Source organism: Pseudomonas sp. NFACC41-3 (genome assembly GCF_900109505.1).
GTDB classification, from domain to species: Bacteria; Pseudomonadota; Gammaproteobacteria; order Pseudomonadales; family Pseudomonadaceae; genus Aquipseudomonas; species Aquipseudomonas chlororaphis.
Window position 1 is genome coordinate 1,742,974 of record NZ_FOAE01000001.1, and the last position, 19,529, is coordinate 1,762,502.

At 65.5% G+C, this 19,529-nt stretch carries 13 protein-coding genes; 4 read left to right on the forward strand and 9 right to left on the reverse strand.

Translation table 11 applies throughout. From position 1 onward, the window contains the following. Window positions 1-34 precede the first annotated feature (34 nt). Window positions 35-682: a response regulator gene (locus BMY68_RS07875; protein ID WP_009044059.1), complete on the forward strand. Its 648-nt coding sequence runs from the start codon at window positions 35-37 to the stop codon at window positions 680-682. A gap of 40 nt (window positions 683-722) precedes the next feature. Continuing rightward, window positions 723-1,136, forward strand: coding sequence for a TIGR03067 domain-containing protein (locus BMY68_RS07880; protein ID WP_009044060.1), 414 nt, complete (start codon window positions 723-725; stop codon window positions 1,134-1,136). A 25-nt stretch (window positions 1,137-1,161) separates the two neighbouring features. Here BMY68_RS07880 and BMY68_RS07885 read toward each other — a convergent pair whose 3' ends face one another. Next, window positions 1,162-1,788: a TetR/AcrR family transcriptional regulator gene (locus tag BMY68_RS07885; protein WP_085530741.1), complete on the reverse strand. Its 627-nt coding sequence runs from the start codon at window positions 1,786-1,788 to the stop codon at window positions 1,162-1,164. A gap of 72 nt (window positions 1,789-1,860) precedes the next feature. On the opposite strand from BMY68_RS07885, the gene BMY68_RS07890 reads away from it, so the two are divergent. Next, window positions 1,861-3,069 carry a serine hydrolase domain-containing protein gene (locus tag BMY68_RS07890; RefSeq protein ID WP_085530740.1) on the forward strand — a complete coding sequence of 403 codons (1,209 nt, stop codon included), beginning with the start codon at window positions 1,861-1,863 and terminating at the stop codon, window positions 3,067-3,069. Here BMY68_RS07890 and BMY68_RS07895 read toward each other — a convergent pair. Together BMY68_RS07895 and BMY68_RS07900 are read right to left on the reverse strand one after the other, a co-directional pair. Further along, window positions 3,054-5,342: an ATP-dependent DNA helicase gene (locus BMY68_RS07895; RefSeq protein ID WP_085530739.1), complete on the reverse strand. Its 2,289-nt coding sequence runs from the start codon at window positions 5,340-5,342 to the stop codon at window positions 3,054-3,056. The two genes, BMY68_RS07890 and BMY68_RS07895, sit on opposite strands and share 16 nt — an antisense overlap. Continuing rightward, the gene (locus BMY68_RS07900) at window positions 5,339-6,991 is read right to left on the reverse strand and encodes a VRR-NUC domain-containing protein (RefSeq protein WP_085530738.1); all 1,653 of its coding nucleotides are present in this window, start codon (window positions 6,989-6,991) and stop codon (window positions 5,339-5,341) included. Before BMY68_RS07900 ends, BMY68_RS07895 begins: the two co-directional genes overlap by 4 nt. A 216-nt stretch (window positions 6,992-7,207) precedes the next feature. On the opposite strand from BMY68_RS07900, the gene BMY68_RS07905 reads away from it, so the two are divergent. Beyond that, the gene (locus BMY68_RS07905) at window positions 7,208-7,432 is read left to right on the forward strand and encodes a YgdI/YgdR family lipoprotein (protein WP_007922767.1); all 225 of its coding nucleotides are present in this window, start codon (window positions 7,208-7,210) and stop codon (window positions 7,430-7,432) included. Between the two features lie 20 nt (window positions 7,433-7,452). On the opposite strand, the gene BMY68_RS07910 is transcribed toward BMY68_RS07905, so the two are convergent. The 6 genes from BMY68_RS07910 to BMY68_RS07935 all read right to left on the reverse strand — a co-directional run bounded on the left by BMY68_RS07910 (window position 7,453) and on the right by BMY68_RS07935 (window position 19,529). Further along, window positions 7,453-7,845: a hypothetical protein gene (locus BMY68_RS07910; RefSeq protein ID WP_085530737.1), complete on the reverse strand. Its 393-nt coding sequence runs from the start codon at window positions 7,843-7,845 to the stop codon at window positions 7,453-7,455. A 311-nt stretch (window positions 7,846-8,156) separates the two neighbouring features. Continuing rightward, complete coding sequence (locus BMY68_RS07915; RefSeq protein ID WP_085530736.1) at window positions 8,157-10,010, reverse strand: polyurethane esterase; 1,854 nt, start codon at window positions 10,008-10,010, stop codon at window positions 8,157-8,159. Between the two features lie 102 nt (window positions 10,011-10,112). Next, window positions 10,113-11,816, reverse strand: coding sequence for a polyurethane esterase (locus BMY68_RS07920; protein ID WP_085530735.1), 1,704 nt, complete (start codon window positions 11,814-11,816; stop codon window positions 10,113-10,115). A gap of 37 nt (window positions 11,817-11,853) precedes the next feature. Further along, a complete protein-coding gene (locus tag BMY68_RS07925) occupies window positions 11,854-14,937 on the reverse strand; it encodes an autotransporter serine protease (RefSeq protein ID WP_085530734.1) in 3,084 nt (1,027 codons plus the stop codon). Between the two features lie 175 nt (window positions 14,938-15,112). Next, entirely contained in the window at window positions 15,113-18,100 is a 2,988-nt protein-coding gene (locus BMY68_RS07930) for an autotransporter serine peptidase EprS (RefSeq protein ID WP_085530733.1), read from the reverse strand. Window positions 18,101-18,173: 73 nt separating this feature from the next. Further along, window positions 18,174-19,529, reverse strand: coding sequence for a TolC family outer membrane protein (locus tag BMY68_RS07935; protein WP_085530732.1), 1,356 nt, complete (start codon window positions 19,527-19,529; stop codon window positions 18,174-18,176).

Genomic DNA, 19,529 nt, shown 5'->3' on the forward strand with positions numbered 1-19,529 from the left:
TCCTTACCAACCGGCGTATTACGAGTGGCTAGTCATGGAAAAATTTAAAGTAGTCATCGCCGACGATCATCCGATTGTTCTGCTCGGCGTTCGCGAGCTGATGGAACGGGAAAGCAACTTTGAAATAGTCGGTGAGGCCATCAGCTCACAGGGCTTGATCGAGATTCTCGAACAACAGCCGGTCGATATCGTCATTACCGACTACAACATGCCCGGGGACTCTCCCTACGGCGACGGCCTCAAGCTGGTCGAGTACCTCAAGCGCCACTTCCCGCGCCTGCAGATCCTGATCCTGACCATGATCTCCAACCAGTTGATCCTCACGCGCCTGCATGAGCTGGGGGTGGTCGGAGTGATCCAGAAAAGCCAGCTGCACAATGAAATCCAGGTGGCGCTCAAGACCATTGTCGAAAGAGGTTCCTATCAGAGTATCGAACCTGCGCCGAGCTCGGTCATCGAGTCCAATGCAAGCATCGACGACCGGATTTCCATGCTCTCGCCCAAGGAGTTTGAAATCCTGCGGCTGTTCGTTTCCGGCAAGAGCGTCAGTGACATTGCCCGCAGCCAGAACCGCAGTTCGAAGACCATCAGCGCGCAGAAAATCTCCGCCATGCGCAAGCTGGAAGTCGAGAGCGACCAGGACCTGCTGACGTACTGCATCGGGCGCAACATTTTCAACTGACCCCCCTCTTATCCAGCGAAGACAGAAGGCTCGAACGACGATGACCCGCGACGACCAGTTCGACCTGCAACAGCTTCAAGGTGCCTGGGAACAGGTGGAGTACGAGGACAACGGGGTCAGCAACCCGCCTGACGAACATGGCGCCCCAGGAGCTCTTACCCTGATCCAGGGGCAAGGGTTCCGCGTCGTGACGCTCGAAGGCGAGTTGTTGCTCGCGGGCAGTTTCACCCTCGATACCCGGACCACGCCGAAATCCATTACCTGGGTCGACTCCATGGGCGCCGACACCGGCAAGCACTTGCCGGCCAGCTATCGGCTGGACGGCGATGACTTCGTCTTCATCGCCGCGGACGAGGGCCACCCCCGGCCCACCGAGTTCCGAACCGGGCCGGGTGAAACCCTGCGCCGGTTCATCCGCGTCTCACAGGATGGAACAGGCCTCGGCAGCCGCTGAGGTTCACTCATTGGCCAGCCTGCCGTCAGGCCCTGGCCCGCTGTATTTCCCGCCCCGCCAACTCGCCGATTGCCAGCAACGCTGCGCAATCCGCACCATCCTGGGCCTGTACCGACATGCCTTGAATGATCGCCCCGATATACCGGGCCAGCGCCGCTGCCTGGGTATCGGCGCGCAGTTGCCCGCTGGCGATGCCCTGCTCGATATGTGCTTCAAAGGCCTTGAGGGTGTTGGCCCTCAGGGCACTGACGAACTCACGCAGCGCATCGTTTTCCACCGCGCAGGTCAGGGTCGCGGTGGAAATCATGCAGCCCCGCGGCCGCCCGGGCAGGCTGTATTCATGGGCCGCCTCGCGCAGCAGACGGAGGAAACCGTCCACCACATCCGCCTCCTCGCACAGTGCCCGCTCGGCAAAGGCGCCAGTGCTGCGCTGGTAATGCGCCAGCGCCTGCTGGTAAAGCTCGGCCTTGGACCTGAACGCGGCATACAGGCTTTGCACCGTGATGCCCATGGCCGCCGACAACTCCGGCATCGAGGCGCCTTCATAGCCCAGGCGCCAGAACACCTGCGCGGCAAGGCCCAGGACCTGGTCGCGATCAAAGGCAATCGGCCGTCCACGACGGCGCACCACGGCAGCAGGGTTATTTATCATAGTGATCACTATTGAAATTAGAACGAATGCCGGTTAATCATAGCGGACATTGTGATTATAGAGGCTCCCCCCATGGATCGACCCCATAAAGGCCTGCTCGCCCTGGCAGCCACTCTCGGCGCTTCGCTGGCCAGCGCCGCCACGCCGGACGAGGAACTCGGCAGGCGCATGGACACGGCCATCGAACGCGCCATCGGCGAACAGCGGATCGTCGGCACCGTGGTGGTGGTGATGCGCGATGGCCAGGTGGTGTACCAGCGCGCCGCCGGTTTCGCCGATCGGGAGGCGGCCCGGCCCATGACCGGCGACACCATCCTGCGCCTGGCCTCTATCACCAAGCCCATGGTGTCCGTGGTCGCCATGCGCCTGGTGGAACAGGGCACGCTGTCCCTGGACGATACGGTCAGCCAATGGCTGCCGGATTTCCGCCCAAGGCTGGCCGATGGCACCCGCCCGCCGATCACCCTCAAGCAATTGCTGACCCACACCGCCGGCCTGAGCTATGGCTTTCTCGAGGCCGAGCACGGGGCGTATCGCACGGCCGGGGTGTCGGATGGCCTGGCCGAGCCGGGCATAAGCCTGGAAGACAACCTGAAGCGCATTGCCAGCGTGCCCTTGAGTTATCCGCCGGGCACGCAGTGGCGCTATTCCATGGCCATCGACGTGCTCGGCGCCGTGCTGGAAAAGGCCAGCGGCAAAAGCCTGCCAGCCCTGACCGAGGAGCTGGTCACCCAGCCTTTGCACATGAACGACACCGCATTCTCGGTCAAGGACCCTGCCCGCCTCGGCGCGGTTTACCGCGATGACCGTCCGCGGCCGAGCCGGATGCAGGACGAGGCGGCGATCAGGGTCGGCGAAAGCACCACGCTGTTCTCCCTCAAGCGGATCTTCGACCCGCGCGCCTACCCTTCCGGTGGCGCCGGCATGGCCGGTACCGCCATGGACGTGGCGCGTTTTCTCGACACCTTGCGCCAGGGTGGCGGCCCGCTGCTTTCCGCCCGCAGCGTGCAGGCGATGATGACCGACCAGGTCGGCGCCCAGGCGCAGACCCAGGGGCCGGGCTGGGGCTTCGGCTACGGCTGGGCGGTGCTGGACGATCCGGCCCTGGCCGGCACCCCGCAATCCAAGGGCACCCTGCAATGGGGTGGCGCCTACGGCCACAGCTGGTTTGTCGACCCGCAGGCCAGGCTGACCGTGGTGGCGCTGACCAACACCGCCTTCGAGGGCATGTCGGGGGCCTTTACCCGGGAGATCCGCGACGCCGCCTACCCGGCGCCCTGAAGCACCTCGTCGCCCGGGGCGTCGAGCGACCACCAGCCCGGCAGCAATTGCCGGACCCGGGGCTCGGCGAACCGGTCGTCGATCAGCATCACTACGCCGCGGTCCTGCTGGCTGCGAATCACCCGGCCCGCGGCCTGCACCACCTTCTGCAGGCCGGGGTACAGGTAGGTGTAGTCGTAACCGGCGCCAAAAATCGCCGCCATGCGCCGTTTCAGCTGCTCGTTCACCGGGTTCAGCTGGGCCAGGCCGAGGGTGGCGATAAAGGCGCCGATCAGCCGCGAACCCGGCAGGTCGATACCCTCGCCGAACGCCCCACCCAGCACGGCGAAACCCACTCCCTGGCCATCGGCGTCGAAGCGCTCGAGAAACCCCTGGCGTTGCCCTTCATCCATCCCGCGCGACTGTTGCCACAAAGGAATATCCGGATGCTGTTCGGCCAGCAGGCTGGCCACCTGCTGCAGGTAATCGAAGCTGCTGAAGAACGCCAGGTAGTTGCCGGGGCGCTGGCGGAACTGGCTAGCGATCAGCTCGACGATGGGTGCCAGCGACGCCTGGCGATGGGCGAAACGGGTGGAGATCCGGCTGACGATGTGCACGTCCAGTTGCGCGGCACTGAACGGCGACTCCACGTCCACCCATACAGTGGTCTCCGGCAGCCCCAGCAGGTCGCGGTAGTAATGCCAGGGGTTGAGGGTCGCCGAGAACAGCACCGTACTGCGCGCCGCGCTCAGCCGCGGCGCCAGGAAGCCCGCCGGCACCACGTTGCGCAGGCACAGCTCGGAAAGGCTGCGCCGGGCGTTGAGTTCGCGCTTGCTGATATCGAACAGGAACTGCTCGTCGAACAGTTCGGCCACCCGGGCGAATTGCAGCGCGTCGAAATAGAACCCCTGCAACCGGCTGTCCAGCCCTTGCGGGTGGTCGTTGAGGTAATCGCCGATCGCCGAAATACACAGCGACAGCGCCTTGAGCAACGGCGCCGGCGCCTGGTCATAGGCCTGGTACGGCCGCAGCTGTTCCTTGTGCAGGGCATTCCATTCCCGGTTGAGCCGTTGCAGCGGCTTCTTCAGCGGCTCCGGGGCGGCCTGGCGCACCGTGTTCAGCTGGTACTGGTCGAGGCTGGCGCTGTACATCGAGCGCCCGCGCTCCACCAGGTTGTGCGCTTCGTCCACCAGCGCGGCGACCTTCCATTGGTTGGCCTGCGCCAGGCCGAACAACAAGGCGCTGAAATCGAAATAGTAGTTGTAGTCCGCTACCAGCAGATCGCTCCAGCGGGCCATTTCCTGGCTCAGGTAATACGGGCACAGCCCATGCGCCAGGGCGATCTCGCGCAGCGCCTGCTGGTCCAGCAAGGACCGCTGGCTCGCCGCCTGCCGCGCCGCCGGCAGACGGTCGTAGAAACCTTTGGCCAGCGGGCAGGACTCGCCATGACAGGCCAGCTCCGGGTGCTCGCAGGCCTTGTCCCGCGCCACCAGTTCCAGCACCCGCAACGGCAGCCCGGGGCTGCGCTCGAACAGCACCCCGGCGGCATCCAGCGCCAGTTTGCGTCCCGGGGTCTTGGCGGTGAGGAAGAACAGCTTGTCCAGTTGCTGCCCCGGCATGGCCTTGAGCATGGGAAACACCGTGCCCAGGGTCTTGCCGATCCCGGTCGGCGCCTGGGCCATCAGGCAGCGCCCGGTGCTCACCGCCTTGTACACCGACTCGGCCAGCGCGCGCTGCCCGGAGCGGAAGTCGGGATGGGGAAAACCCAGCGCCGCCATGGCCTGGTCGCGGGCGTGCCTGTGGGCCAGTTCCTGTTCGGCCCATTGCAGGAACAGGCTGCATTGCCGGTTGAAGAACTGCTCCAGGGCCTGGGCATCGTGCTCTTCCACCAGCGACGTCTCGCGCTCGCTGAGGATGTCGAAGTACACCAAGGCCAGACGGATGCTGCTCAATTGCAACTGCTGGCACAGCAGCCAGCCATAGATCTTCGCCTGGGCCCAATGCAACTGGCGATGGTTGGCCGGCATGCGCTCCAGGTCGCCGCGGTAGGTCTTGACCTCTTCCAGCAGGTTGGCGTCCGGGTCGTAGCCATCCGCCCTGCCCTTGACCGTCAACGCTCCGAAGCTGCCTTCGAGGGGCACCTCGCTCCGATAGTGCGCGCTGCGCCGCGCCGCCACCGTGCGATGGCCCTGGATGCCCTCCAGCGCTGTGGGCGACGGGGTGAAGCGCAGGTCGAGGTCGCCGACCTTGGCGGTGAATTCGCACAGCGCCCGTACCGCGATGCGGTAGTTCACCCGTCCTGCTCCGCCCATTGCACGTAGCAGACCGCCACCGGCATCTGGTGCTGCCGACAGAACTCCAGCCAGAGCAGCTGGTTGTCCTGCAGGCGGTCGCCAGGGCCCTTGACCTCGATCATCCGGTAGGTTTTCTGCTGCGGCCAGAACTGGATCAGGTCCGGCATGCCGGCGCGGTTGGCCTTGATGTCCTGCAGCAGGCGCTCGAACCAGTGCTTGAGGTGCTCGGCCGGCAGGCAGGCCAGTGCCTGCTCCAGCAATTCTTCGTCGAGGGCGCCCCAGAACACGAAAGGCGACTGCACGCCCCACTTGTCGAGGTAGCGCTGGCGGATGGTCTGCGCATAACGCCCGTCATCCAGTTCCGCCAGGCAGGCCTGGAACAGTTCGGTGCGACGGCTGTGGAAGTCCTCGCTCAACAGGTCGGCCGGGCCGCGCTGGAACGGGTGGAAGAACGCCCCGGGCAGCGGCGCGAAGATCGCCGGCCAGCAGAGCAGCCCGAACAGCGAATTGATCAGGCTGTTCTCCACGTAATGCACCGGTGCCTGCGCCTCGTGGAGATGGGCCTGCACATGGAATTCCACCGACAGCGCCGGATCGACCCGCGGCAGGCTGAGGTCCAGGCGCAGCGTCGGCTGGGTGCCGCCACGCGGCGTGGCCGGGCCGCCCAACTTGCGCCGCAACCTGGGCAGCAGCCGCAGCAGTTGTTGCTGCTCGGCCGCATTGTGCGGAGCCAGCACCGCCGCCTCGGCCAGGGCCAGCGCCTGCGGATAATCGCCGCTGCGCTCGAAGACGCGGATCAGCCGCGCTCTCGCCCCGGGATCGGCGCAGGCCTGGTAGATGGCGGCGGCCAGCGGCCATTCGGCTAGCCGCTCGCAGTGTTGCCCCAGCAGGAACAGCAGCTTGGCCCGGCGCCGCTGCAACCAGGGATTGTCGCTGGCGAACGCCTGGATGCTCGCCAGCACCTCCTCCAGCGCCGCGCCGCTTTCAAAATGCTGCCGACAGTCCTCCAGGTACAGGAAACCCTCGACGTCGGCGCGGCTGCGCAGCGCCCGGGCGTCGTCGCGAAACTCGACCTTTTCGTAGGTGAAGATGCCCAGGTCGGCCAGCACGAACTCCGACCAGTCCTGATGCAGGTTGCCGAAGAACATCAGGCGCAGGCGCTCGCACAGCGCCATGACCGTCAGGCTGCATACCCCGTCCTCCAGATCCGGGCACCACTGGCCCAGGCTCCGCGGCTCGTCGAACAACGGCGCCAAGGCGGCCAGCCAGTCGGACTTGCGGGCCTTCGGCTGTTCGATTTGCGCGCGAAAAACCTGGAGGATTTCCGCCTTCTGCAACAGGTTGAACAGTTCTTCCAGGGTCAGCGGCGCCTGCTCGTCGACCCAGCCCAGGCGCACCAGCGGCGCGACGGCCGCGCGAGTATCGCCGATTTCTTCATAGACCAGCCGGGACGTGCGAAAATGGCAGCCTTTGCGCATGATCATGCGCACCAGCAGGGCCTGGGATGGCTGGGCCAGCGCCGAGAAGTCGTCGATGAAGCTACGCTCTTCGGGTGACAGCACATCGGCGTAGCGCAGCTTGAGCCACGCCAGCACCTGCTGAAAGTTGTGCAGGTAATAAAGAGGGTTTTCCAGAGGGTTGGAAGTCACAGGACAAGCGCGCCGCAAAGAGGTGGATACTGGTTATGCATACAGATAACAGCTGCCGACCTGCCCTGGCAAACACTATTGGATAAGTGGCGTTACAGGTTTTTTTACGGAGCCGCAGAACTTTCTTGCGGTTAATCACACCAAGGGCGGATAGCCATATAGTCGCGAGCCGCCAATCATGGTGGACTCACGGGATTCATGAAGAGAGGTTTGTCTATGAACGTCAAATACCTGGGCCTGCCGTTGGCCGTTGCAGCCTTCCTGGCACTGGGCGGCTGTGCCTCGCCAACCGTGGTGACGCTGCAGAACGGCACGCAATACCTGACCAAGGACATGCCTAACGCCAAGACCGCCGACGGGTTCTACGAATTCGAAGACATCGCCGGCAAGAAAATCCGCATCAAGGCGGCCGATGTCGCCACCGTCCGCCAAGAGGACTGACCGATCGAACCCGGTCGCCCTCAGGGCGACCAGGGTGCCGAATTCTGCCCCGGCACGCTGTTATCGCAGGAAATGTAGTGCTGCTCCCCGCGCTTCTGCAGTTCGCCACGCACCCGCTGACACCGCTCGAACTCCCGGGCCGCCGCATTATCGATGCTGATATTGCCGGTGGTTTCAGGCTTTTTACCCTCCCCCAAGGTCACGCTCGCCCAAGGCCGCTCTGCGTCGATATGAAAGCGGCTGCCCGGTTCGGGCTGCACTGCTTTTTCGGTGGCCTGCGCGGCGGCCGGTAGCTGGTCCGGGGTCACGCCGTAGCGCTTGAGGATCGACTGCTGAGGCAAGTCCTCGGCCATTGCGCTGCCCGCCATCAGGACTAGCGCCAAACCGATGCCATACCTCTGGTTATCACTCACCTTGTGTTTCTCCTGCTGTTCACTGTTGCATTGAATGAGCCTCGGCAGCGACTGCCTGCCTTGATAACGCGCAAGCCCCCGCGGACTTTAATGGCCCGGAGCGCGCACGCGGCATCCACCCGCCTGGCGACAGGCCGATGTTTTATCGAGCGCTGTGTCACAGGGGGCAGGTATTGGAGTCACTTCCAGGCTGGCGGGTCACCCTTTGGGCAAATACCCTTGGTTCTGGCGAAAGAAGTGCGGTCGAGGGACACACAAAGGCAAACCCGTGACCGCGCGAGGCAAAAATCGCCACCCCGCGCGGTCAGGCTTCAGGCGATGGTAATGCTCGCGCCGTTGAGGCTGTCCAGGCTCACACCAACCAGGGTCACCGAGTCGCCGCCGAAGGTCAGCAGGGTATCGTTGCCCACGGTGCTGGCGTGGGCGCGGAAGTCGTCGTTGGCAACCACGCCTGCGACGCCGAGGAACACCAGTTTGTCGCTGCTCTGGTAACCCAGCACCCGGTCCTGGCCGAAGTTGCCGCTGAACAGCAAGGTATTGCTGCCCCCGCCCGCCTGCAGCAGGTCGTTGCCCGCGCCACCGACCAGCACATCGTTACCCTGGCCGCCGATCAGGTGGTCATCGCCGTCCAGGCCGAACAGCCAGTCGCCGCCGGCGTGGGCGGTCAGGGTATTGGCCGCGGCGTCGCCTTTCACCGAAGCGGCGTACTGGGTCAGGTTGCTCCCCGCCAGCAGGCCCTTGTCGGTGACGCTGTGGGTCACATCGTCCTTGAACAGGCCCCAGAGGAACCCCGGTTCCTTGCTGGTGATCGCGCCGATATCGCGGGTGATGCTGATGCCGCCATTGGCATCGCGCACATACAGGGTGCCGGCGCCGTCGTTGGCGAAGCTGAAGTTCTTCACCGACTGCTGCAGGTCCAGGGTGTTGTGGCCCTGCCCGCCCAGCAGGATGTTGTAGCCGCCGGCGTCGCGGAAGGTGTCGTTGCCGGCGCGGCCTTCCAGGTAGTCGTTGCCCTGGCCGCCCTGGATCAGGTCGTTGCTGTCGGTGCCGATGATAAAGGTGCTGCCCTTGTGGGTCTCGGCATTGCGGTTGAGGTCCTGGACCCAGGTGGTGGCTCGCGCCGGGTCCGACAGGTTGGCGACGATGATGGTCGAGTCCTTGCTCGTCAGGTCGTAGAACTTCGACTCGAGGATCCGTGTCATGCCGTCGCCGTAGCCGGTGGGCAGGTGCGACAGCCAGGTCGGGACATTCAGGATGGAGAACGGCAGCAGGTTCCAGGCCGCCGAGGCGTAATGGTCGTTGAAACTGACGATGTTGTTGGTCGCCGACTCCTGCGCCGTGTCATGCACGCCGAGGGACGCCAGGTTGAACGAAGAGCCATCGAGGGCGCGGAACACCGGGTCGTTTTCGTAGCCGATATTCAGCACCTTGTCCCCCGCGCTCTGGGTCGGCGAGGCGTAGGCGACGTAGCTGGCATCCTGGTAGAACCCCGACCAGTGATCGCCGCTCAGGTCCGCCAGGCTGTTGACCGCCAGGCCGCCGAGGCTGTGGCCGCTGACCAGGATGTCCTTGCCCGTCAGGCCGTTGGCCTGGGCGAAGGCCGCGACATCGGCGAGCAGCTTGCCGAAGGCTTCGCCGGCGTAGTTTTTCGCATAGTCCCTGGGCCCGAACGCCGCCAGTAGGTCGTTGATCACATCGCCGATGGAGTCGCCGATCACCGATTCACGGGGCCCGCTGGTGCCGCGAAAGGCAATGCCGATGGAAGTCAGGTGGCCCTGGTCGTCGTACTTGCCGAGGACTTCGGCCTGGGCCGTGGTGTAGCCGGCCTTTTCCCCGTAGTAGGTGCCCCTGAAGTCGGTCTTGCCGTCGTAGCCCAGCTGGGCAGCGCCGATCGGCGTCCAGCCGGCCTTTTGCACCGCTTCCAGCGCCGCTTTCTCCGAGTCGGGGTTCCAGGGCAGCCCGGGAATCACCCCTTGCGAGTCGCTGCTGCCGATCAGCCCCGTGACCAGGGTCGCCGGCAGGCCGAGGCCGAAACCGTACTGCTGATAGCCGGCGGAAAAACCGTTGTCGAGGTTGTGGTAGGAATACAGCGTGATCGCCAGCGCATCGGAAAACAGCGCCTTTGAGTCTTCTGTGCCGAGGTTTTTGTAGTCATACACACCCATGGTATTGCCTCTCTTTGTTGTTGAACTTGTTCGAGATAGCTCACGCGGATGGGACGCCCTCAACAGGCGCCCCGCCCTTAGTGCAATGCCTCCTTGCGTTTTTTATCTAGGCGAAGACGATCCCCCTGCGGAAAGGCTGTCCGGCGCGACCCCGACCAGCGTGACGGCGTAGTCGCCGACGCTGAGCAAGGTGTCCTGGCCGCTCTGTGACAGGTGCTGCGTGTAGTCGTAGCCCTGCCCCGCGCCCGCCACGCCCATGAACACCAGCTTGTCGCTGCCCTGGTAGCCATGGATCGCGTCGAAGCCGAAGGCGCCGCTGAACAGGAAGGTGTTGGCCCCGCCGCCGCTGGAGTACATGACGTCGTTGCCGGCGCCGCCGACAAAGGTCACGTCGCTCTTGTCGCTGCGCAGCACATCGTCGCCGCCGTGACCGAACAGCCAGTCGCCGTCGACGCTGGCCACCAGCGCATTGCCGTAGGCGTCGCCATTGAGCGAGTGGTTGTAGGGGGTCAGCTGGTTGCCGGCCAGCAGGCCCTGGTCGGTCACGCTGTGGGTCACCTCCTTGCTGAACAGACCCCAGGCGAAACCCGGCTCCTTGCTCACCAGCGCACCGATATCGCGGGTCATGCTGATGCCGCCATAGGCATCGCGCACGTACAGGGTGCCGTCGCCATCGTTGACCACGCTGAACTTACCCAGCGACTGCTGCAGGTCGAAGACGTTATGCCCCTTGCCGCCCAGCAGGATGTTGTAGCCACCGTCGTCGCGGAAGGTGTCGTTGCCGTCGCGGCCCTCGATGAAGTCGTTGCCGCGCCCGCCCTTGAGCAGGTCGCTGCCGTCGGTGCCGAAGATAAAGGTGCTGCCCTTGTGCGGTTCGGCGTTGCGGTTGAGGTCCTCGACCCAGGTCTTGCCCCGACTGGCCTCGGACAAAGTGGAAACGATCAGGGTCGAGTCCTTGCTGGTCAGGTCGTAGAACGCCGAATCCACCACCCGGTTCAAGCCATCGGCGTAACCCGCGGAACCGTGGGCCTTCCACGACAGCGGGTTGAGGATGCTCTGCGGCAGCAGGTTCTCCAGGGTCGACGCGTAGTGCTCGTTGAAGTTGACGATGTTGTTGGTCGCCGACGCCTGGACCTTGTCATGGCTGCCCAGGGACGAAGCGTTGAAGGTGGTGCCGTCGAGCACCCTGAACACCGGATCGTTTTCGTAGCCGATGTTCAGCACCTTGTCCCCCGGGCCCTGGGTCGGCGAGGCGAACGCCACATAGCGGGCGTCGGCATAGAAACCGCCCCAGTGCTCGCCGCTCAGCTCGGCCAGGCTGTTGACCCCCAGGCCGCCCAGGCTGTGGCCGCTGACCAGTACATCCTGGCCACTCAGGCCCTGGGCCTTGGCGAACTCGGCGACACTGGCGAACAGCTTGTCGAAGGCATTCTTGCTGTAGTTCGCCGCGTAACCCACCGGCCCGAGCGCCGCCAGCAGGTTGTTCTTGATGTCGCCCAGGGTATCGCTGAAACCCAGGCCGCCAGTGCCGCGAAAGGCAATGCCGATCGACAGCAGCTTGCCGGCCTCGTCATAACGCCCCAGCACTTCCACTTCGGCGCTGGTGAAGCCTGGCTGCTCGCCGAAGAAGGTGCCCTGGGGCCCGACCTTGCCCTGATAGCCCAATTGCCCGGCACCAATCGCCGTCCAGCCCGACGCCAGCGGCTGCCCGGTGGGCGTGTAGGCGTAGAGCGTCAAGGCCAGGGCATCGGTGTACAACGCCTTGCCCGCCTCGCCCTTGAAACTCCGGTAATCGAATACACCCATGTTGTGTCTCACTCTTATGGTCATTGGCCCGCAGGCCTCAGAACTGCCAGTCCAGGGTCAGGCCGACCCCGTGACTCTTGTCCCGAGAACCCAGCAGGCCGTTGTAGTCCAGGTTTACCCGGGTATCGCGCCCCAGCAACAGGCCGGCGCGAGCCCCGACCACAGCGGCGTTACGGTCCAGCGCAACGCTCTGTATGTTGAACGAACCACCATTGGCAAAAGCCAGGTGCTGGTCCGAATTGGTGTCGCTCAGGTTGTGCTGCCAGCCGAGGGTGCCGGCCAGTTCCAACTGTCGGGCATCGGACAGGGCGAAGCGTTTGCTGGCCCGCAGGCCGAGGGTCGAGAGCACCGCGTCGCGGTTGTCATCGCCACTGCGCAGTGCGGTAGCCCCGCCTTTTTCGCGGAAGCTGTCGCTGCCCACATGCACGTAGGCCAGGTTGACGAAGGGCTCCAGCGCCACACCCGGCAGCGCCACCTGCCACGCCGCTTCGGTGAACAGCTGGGCGGTCTGGGCGTCGCGCTTGACCTTTTGCCGGTCGGAGAACTCACCGTATTGCAGGTCACGCTTCACATCGATGCGATGCCAGCTGTAGGAACCACCGACGCTCAGGCGCACGGCATCCAGCTGATGGCCCAGGTAGGCGCCCAGGTGATAGCTGTCCACCGAAGCCGAGGAATGGGTGCCGTCGCCCATGCTCAGGGAACTGTCGCTGTAGCCGGTGAACAGGCCGAGACGAGTGTCTTCGGCGATCAAGCCATCGACCCCGGCGAGCAGGCCGCCGATCGAAGTGGTGTAGTTGGCATGGTCATAACCGCCATCGGCCTTGCCCCAGGCCCCCAGCACCTTGAACCACACATTGTTGTCGCTGGCCGCGGGCGCCGACGAATCGAGCAGGCCGTCCTGACGCAGACGGTCGCCCACCGCATCGCGCAGCTGGCGGCTGTCGTTGATCAGCAGCGTGCCGATGGCCGGATGGATCTCCCCGGTCAATTGCTGGAAGGCCTGTTGCGCGCTGGCGGCGTTCTCCGACAGCAGCAGGCTTTCGTACACCGGATTGCCCGCCCCCAGTCGCTCGGCGGCGGCCGCCACGGAACGCTGGTTCGGGGTCAGGCCGACGTCGCTGAAGGACGTGGCGTTACGTGCGACCTGTAACTGCACGCCGGTGGCCGAGTAATCGAGGTTGCCACCTATGAACAGGTAGTTCGGCGCCACCGAACCGAAACGGCCTTCGATGCCGCCGGCCGCCTGCAGGATGTTGTATTGCCGGCCGAGCAGGCTTTGCGCCTCGCGGGCACTGAGCAGAGTCGGGCTGTTCTCCAGGGCCAGGGTCACGTTGGCCCCTTCGACGGTGGCCTTGCCGCCAGCGACTATCTGGTCGCTGCTGGTCGGCGACAGCTCCACCGCGTAGGTCGAGCCCGGTTGCAGGGTCACATCGCCCGCCACCTGCAAGGTGCCGATGGAGTTGCCCGGCGCCACGGTACCGCCACGGTTGGCGGTCAGCGCGGCGATGCGCCCGTTGCCGCCGAGGATGCCGCTGTCATTGACCGTCACCGCCGAGGCCAGCGAACCATTGATGGCCAGGCGTCCCTGATTGACCAGGGTCGGGCCGCTGTAGCTGTTGTTGCCGGTCAGCACCAGGGTGCCGATGCCCTGCTTGGTCAGGCCACCGTGTCCGGAAATGTCGTTGCGCCAGACATCCAGCCCGCAAGACAGGCCAGTGCACAGGCGCTCGGTGGGTTTGCCGGCGTCCACCACGGCGCCGATGCCGGGCAGGTCGACCACGAACTGGCCGGAGCCGTAGGCGCCCTCGACACGGAATTCCTGGGGAATGTCCGCCTCGGTGACGAACATACCCGGACCGTCGATGCCCTTTTGCAGGTTGATCATGCCCCAGCCGTACAGCGCGTCGATGCCCGGATCGCCCATGTCGGTGGCGGTGGTCCTGAGCACCGTGGCGATCTGCGAAGCGCTCATGTACGGAAAGCGCTCCATCAGCACCGCCGCCGCGCCCGCCACATGGGGCGCGGCCATCGAGGTGCCGCTCTTGTTGGCGTAGCCGATGGTCATGTCGTCGAGGTTGGTGCCGCCGATCACCGCACTGTAGACCCGTGTACCCGGCGCCGAGACGCAGAAGCTCGCGGTGTAGCCGCAGCGCGAGGAAAAGGTACTGAGGGTGTAGGGATTGGGGCTGGCGGTATCCGGGTTCACCTGCAAGGCCGCTACCGTCATCCAGTTCGGCGCGATTTCCGGCACGAAATAGGCCAGGCCGGCGATGGCGTCCGGGTTGTTCAGGTTGTAGTCGTTACCGGCGGCGAAGATGGTCAGCACGCCACCGCGAGCGGCGTCGATCGCCCCGCTGTAGGCGCCACCCTGGCGGGTGCCCAGCAGCGGCTGGATCTGGTCGAACTGCAACTGCGCGTCCTGCACGGTGAAATGCGGGAAGGCCGGGTCGCGACCGCCCTGGTCGAAGCGGTCGGTGATGCCGATGCCCCAGCTGTTGTTGATGATCCGCGCGCCGCTGTTCACCAGGGCATCCCAGCCGGCCCGGTAGACCGCGCCGTCGTTGCCGAGAATGATCCCGTCCTCGGGGCCCGGGTCGCCGTTTTCGGCGCTGATGATCTGCGCATCGAAGGCCACGCCATGCATCGGCCCGCCGTCGCGGCTGCCGGCGGCGATCCCGCCGACGTGGGTGCCGTGGGAGCCGAGCTTGCCGTCGGAGCCCACCGAGGGCGTGCCGTCATAACGGAAGGCATCGCCGGCTTTGACCGGAATGTAGGGGTCGGTGTATTCGCGGATGCCGCTGGTGACCAGGGTGATCACCTTGTTGCCGCCGCTGAATTCCGGGTGCTGGGCATACACCGGCTGGTCGAAGATCCCCAGCTTGACGCCCTTGCCGGTATAGCCGGCGGCATACGCCTGCTCGGCATGGATCGCCCCCAGGCCCCATTCGGCGTTGAACTCGGCACTGCGCCAACTGCCGGGATCGCCTGGCTGGCCGCTTTCGACATAAGGCGCGGCCTGGGCGCTACCCGCCACGGCCAGGCCACAGATCAAAGCGCCGCAGGAGGCGCGCACCAGGCTGTTGGCCGCCGGAGCAGCCCCCGTAAATCTGTATTTCATCGGTACCTTCCTTAGTTGCCTTGCTAGAAATAGTTGCCTTGCTAGAAACACCGCGCCAGACCCGGCGCGGTTGGTTTTACCGAACAGCCGGCCCGCCAACGGCGAGCCGTGCTGTGCCGATAGCGGCTGTCGTGCCGACGCGACCTCGCGTCAGCACGGCGGTCTCGGGAGCCAGTCAGAACTGCCAGTTCAGGCTCAGCCCCGCCCCGTGGTTCTTCTCGCGGCTGGCCAGTTGGCCGTTGTAATCCAGGCTCAGGCGCAGGTCGCGGCTCAGCGCCAGGCTGGCATGGGCGCCGACCAGCGCGGCATTGCGCGGCAGCGAGGTGCTTTCGACGCTGAACGGCGTGCCGCCGGACGCAAAGGCCAGGTGTTCCTCGGCCCGGGTGTTGCTCAGGTTGTGCTGCCAGCCCAGGGAGCCGGAAAGGTCCAGGCGGGTTTGCCCGGACAGCTCGAGGCTTTTCAGGGCGCGCAGGCCGAGGGTGCTGAGTGCGGCTTCACGGCTGTCGCTGCCGCCTTTCAACGCCGCGGCGTCGCCCTTCTCGCTGAAGCTGTCGCGGTGCAGGTGCACGTAGGCCAGGTTGACGAACGGTTCCAGGGCCAGCGCCGGCAGGTCGAGGCGATAAGCCGCCTCGCCGAAGACCTGGCTGGTGCGGGCATCGACCTTGGCTTTCTGCTTGCCGCTGACTTCGCCGAACTGCAGGTCGCGCTTGACGTCGGCGCGATGCCAGCTGTGGGCCGCACCCGCGCTCAGGCGCCAGGCGCCCAGCTCGTGGCCGAGGTAGGTGCCCAGGTGATAGCTGTCCACCGAGGCCTTGGAGTGGGTGCCGCCGCCCATGCTCAGGGAGCTGTCGCTGTAGCCGGCGAAGGCACCCAGGCGCGTGCTGTCGCTGAGCGCGCCATCGGCCCCCAGCAGCAACCCGCCGATGGACGTGTTGTAGGCCTCGGTGTCGTGGCTGCCGTCGTTCTTGCCCCAGGCGCCCAGCACCTTGAGCCAGAGGTTGCCCTCGCTCTGCACCACCGCACCCGGGACCTGCAGATGCTCGCCGACCGCATCGCGCAGCTGACGGCTGTCGTTGAGCAGCATCGAGCCCAGCGCCGGGTAGATTTCCCCGGACAGCTGCTGGAACGCCTGTTGCGCCACGCCGGCGCTCGGCGAGCGCAGCAGGCTTTCATACACCGGGTTACCGGCCCCCAGTTGCTCGGCGGCGGCCGCCACCGAGCGCTGGTTCGGGGTCAGACCGACACTGGCGAACGAGGTGGCGTTACGCCCGATGCTCAGCTGTACGCCGCTGGCCGAATAATCGAGGCTGCCGCCGAGGAACAGGTAGTTCGGCTCCACCGAACCAAAGCGGCCGTCGATCCCGTTCGCCGCCTGGAGGATCTGGTACTGGCTGCCGATCAGGCTTTGCGTCTGTTCCAGGCTGAGCAGCTGCGGGCTGTTTTCCAGGGCCAGGGTGACCCCGGCGCCGTTGAGGGTGGCCTTGCCGCCAGCGACGATGCGGTCGCTGCTGGTGGGCGACAGCTCCACCGCATAGGTCGAGCCCGGCTGGAAGGTCACGTCCCCCGCCACCTGCAAGGTGCCGATGGAGTTGCCCGGCGCCACCGTGGCGCCGCTATTGGCCAGCAGCGCGCCGATGCGTCCGGAGCCGCCGAGGGTGCCGCCGTCATTGACCGTGACACTGGAGGCCAGCGTACCGTTGACCGTCAACAGGCCGCCATTGACCGTGGTCGCCCCGCGATAGCTGTTGTTGCCGCTGAGCACCAGCCAGCCGGCGCCGGACTTGATCAGGCTGCCCTCATACACCCGCTGCGCGGCGGCCGCGTCGCGGGCCATGCCGACGGCGTAGTCGGTCTTGTCCTGCTGGCTGGCGCCGGCGCCCAGGCCATTTTCCCAGCCCTTGTCCTTCAGGGTCTGTTGCCAGGCCGCGTGTTCGGCGGCGTCCTCGCCCTGGCGCTGCAACAGCGCCTTGTCCGAGATGTCATTGCTCCAGACATCGCCCTGCCCGGCACCCAGGTTGGCGTCGAACGATCCCAGCAACTGCCCGGGACCGTGCATGGCCCGCTCCAGGTTGGGCACGCCCCAGCCGACCAGGCTGGTGGGCGCCTCGGTGATCGAACCGTCCAGCTGGGTGGCGGTGGTCAGCAGCACCTCCAGGGCCTGCTGGTTATTCAGGTAGGGATAACGCTCCATCACCAGGGCCAGCGCGCCCGTGGCATGGGGCGCTGACATCGAGGTGCCGGACTTGGTGGCGTAGCCGCCGCCGGGCACGGTGCTGGAGATCAGCCGCCCGGGCGCCGCCACGCACCAGTACTTGGCGATGCCGCACTGGTTGTAGCGCTGCTGGTTGTTCGCATCCAGGCCGGACACCGCCAGCCAGTGGCCTTCCAGCTCCGGCTGGAAGTACGGCAGCGCCGCGCGCACGCTGGCGTTGGCGTAACCGCTGTTGCCGGCGCTGAACACGTTGATCACACCCTGGCGCGAGATATCGGCCGCCGCGTCCAGCCAGGTGCCCTGGCCATAGTGCTGGGCATAGGCGGCGTGCAGGTCGCCCAGGGTCTGGTAGCTGACACCCGGCGGCTGGCTGCCCCAACTGTTGTTGATGGCGCGCACCCCGGCATCCGCCAGGGCGCCGTACACCGCCTTGAAATACTGCGGGTCCGGGGTCGGGCCGAACAGGAAGCTGTCGTTCTTGTTGGTGTTGCCCACGTAGACCTGGGCATTGAAGGCCACGCCATGCATGCCAACGCCGTCGCGGGCCGCGCCCATGGTGCCGGTGACATGGGTGCCATGGCTGTCGTTGTTGCCATTGAGCACCCCGGAGACGCTGAACGGCGTGCCGTCGACGTAGCTGCCGGTAGCGGTGACCCCGTGGAAGCGCTCGGGCGAGGCTTCGCCATGGCTGGCATCGAAGCCCGAGTCGAGGGCGCCGATCTTCACCCCGCTGCCGGTGATCCCGGCGGCATAGGCGGAACTGGCGCGCATGCGTTCCAGGCCCCAGTCCTGGGTGTACTCGGCCGATTGCCAGCTGGCCGGCACCCCCAACTGGCCGGTTTCCTGGTACTGCGCCTGGGCCACACCGGGCAGTGCCACCGCCGACAGCGTGGAGCAGGCCAGCAACGAGCGGCGACTCAGCGCCTTGAGCTGATAAAAACGTCTATCCATGTGATGACTTCTCGTTTTTTGTTTTTGTCGAAAATGTCAGGTCGGGCCGCCCGCGGCCGCCTTGTTTGTCAGTTCATGAGCCGGGCCTGAAGGCTTCGTCGACCCGGGCCAGATCGTCTTCACGCAGGGTGCCTGCGTAGTAGTGCAACTTGGTCCAGGCCATCAAATAGTCGTAACGGGCCTGCGCCAGGTCGCGGCGCGTGGTGTACAGCTGCTGTTCGGCGTTCAACGCGTCGAGGTTGACCCGTTCGCCGCCGAGGATGCTCTGTTTGGTCGAGACCACCAGGGCCTCGGCCGAGGTCAACGCCTTCTGATAGGCCCGCAGCTTGCTGACCCCGGACAGGCAGGCGCTGAACTGGCGCCGCAGCTCGATCAGGGTGGTGCGGGTCTGCGAATCCAGTTCGTACTCGGCCTGCTCCATGGTGCGGCTGGCCTGGCGGGTGGCCGCCGAGACACCGCCACCGGCGTACAGCGGCATGCTGATTTCGATGCCGATGGTGTTGGTGTCGTAGCGCTGGTTGTAGGTGTTGCCGCTTTCCGACTCGACCCGGCGCGAGGTGGCATAGGCGCTGAGCCGCGGCAGATGGCCGGCGCGGTTGCGCTCGATCTCGTAACGCGCCACTTCCACGGCCTGGCGCTGGGAGGCCAGGTTCGGGTTGTTGCTGATCGCCAGTTCATGCCAGGCGTCGTAGTTGGCCGGCGACAGGGTGAAGGACTCGAAACGCTCGCGCAGCGGGTCGAGCTCACGAATATCTACGGTCGGCACGCCGATCAGCGCACCCAGTTCGCGCAGCGCCGCGTCCTGCTCGTCGCGGGCCTCGATCTCCTCGGCGGTGGCCAGCTCGTAGCGCGACTCCGCTTCGAGGATGTCGGTGCGGGTGCCCTCGCCCTGGCGAAACATGTGCTCGTTCTGCTGGAACTGCTGCTCGAAGGCCTTCTTCTTGGCCTGGGCGATCTCGATCTGGTCCTGGGCAAACAGCGCCTGGGTGTAGTAGGTCAGCACCCGCACCAGCAGCTCCTGGCTCTTGCCGCGAAAGTTCTCGTCGGCGAACAGCGCCTGGGCCACGCCCTTGCGGTAGGAGGCATAGGCCTCGTAGTCGATCAGTGGCTGCTGCAGGGTGAAGGTGGAGCCGTAGCTGTCGTAGTTGCGGTCATCGTGGCTGGTGCCGCCGCGACCGTCGGGCACTGTGGCCTGGGAGTTGTTGCGGCCCTTGTTGTAGCTGTAGTTGAGTTTCGGCAACAGCCCGGCGCGGCCGATGATGCGGTTCTCCAGGCCAGCATCGCGCTCCTTGATCGCACCAAGGAATACCGGGTCGTTGCGCAGGGCCTGTTCGTAGACCTGGAACGGCCCCATGGCCTGAGCGTGGGTGCATACCAGTAAAGCGACTGTGGCTCCGAAGATGGAAAACTGACTCATGCGACGGAACAT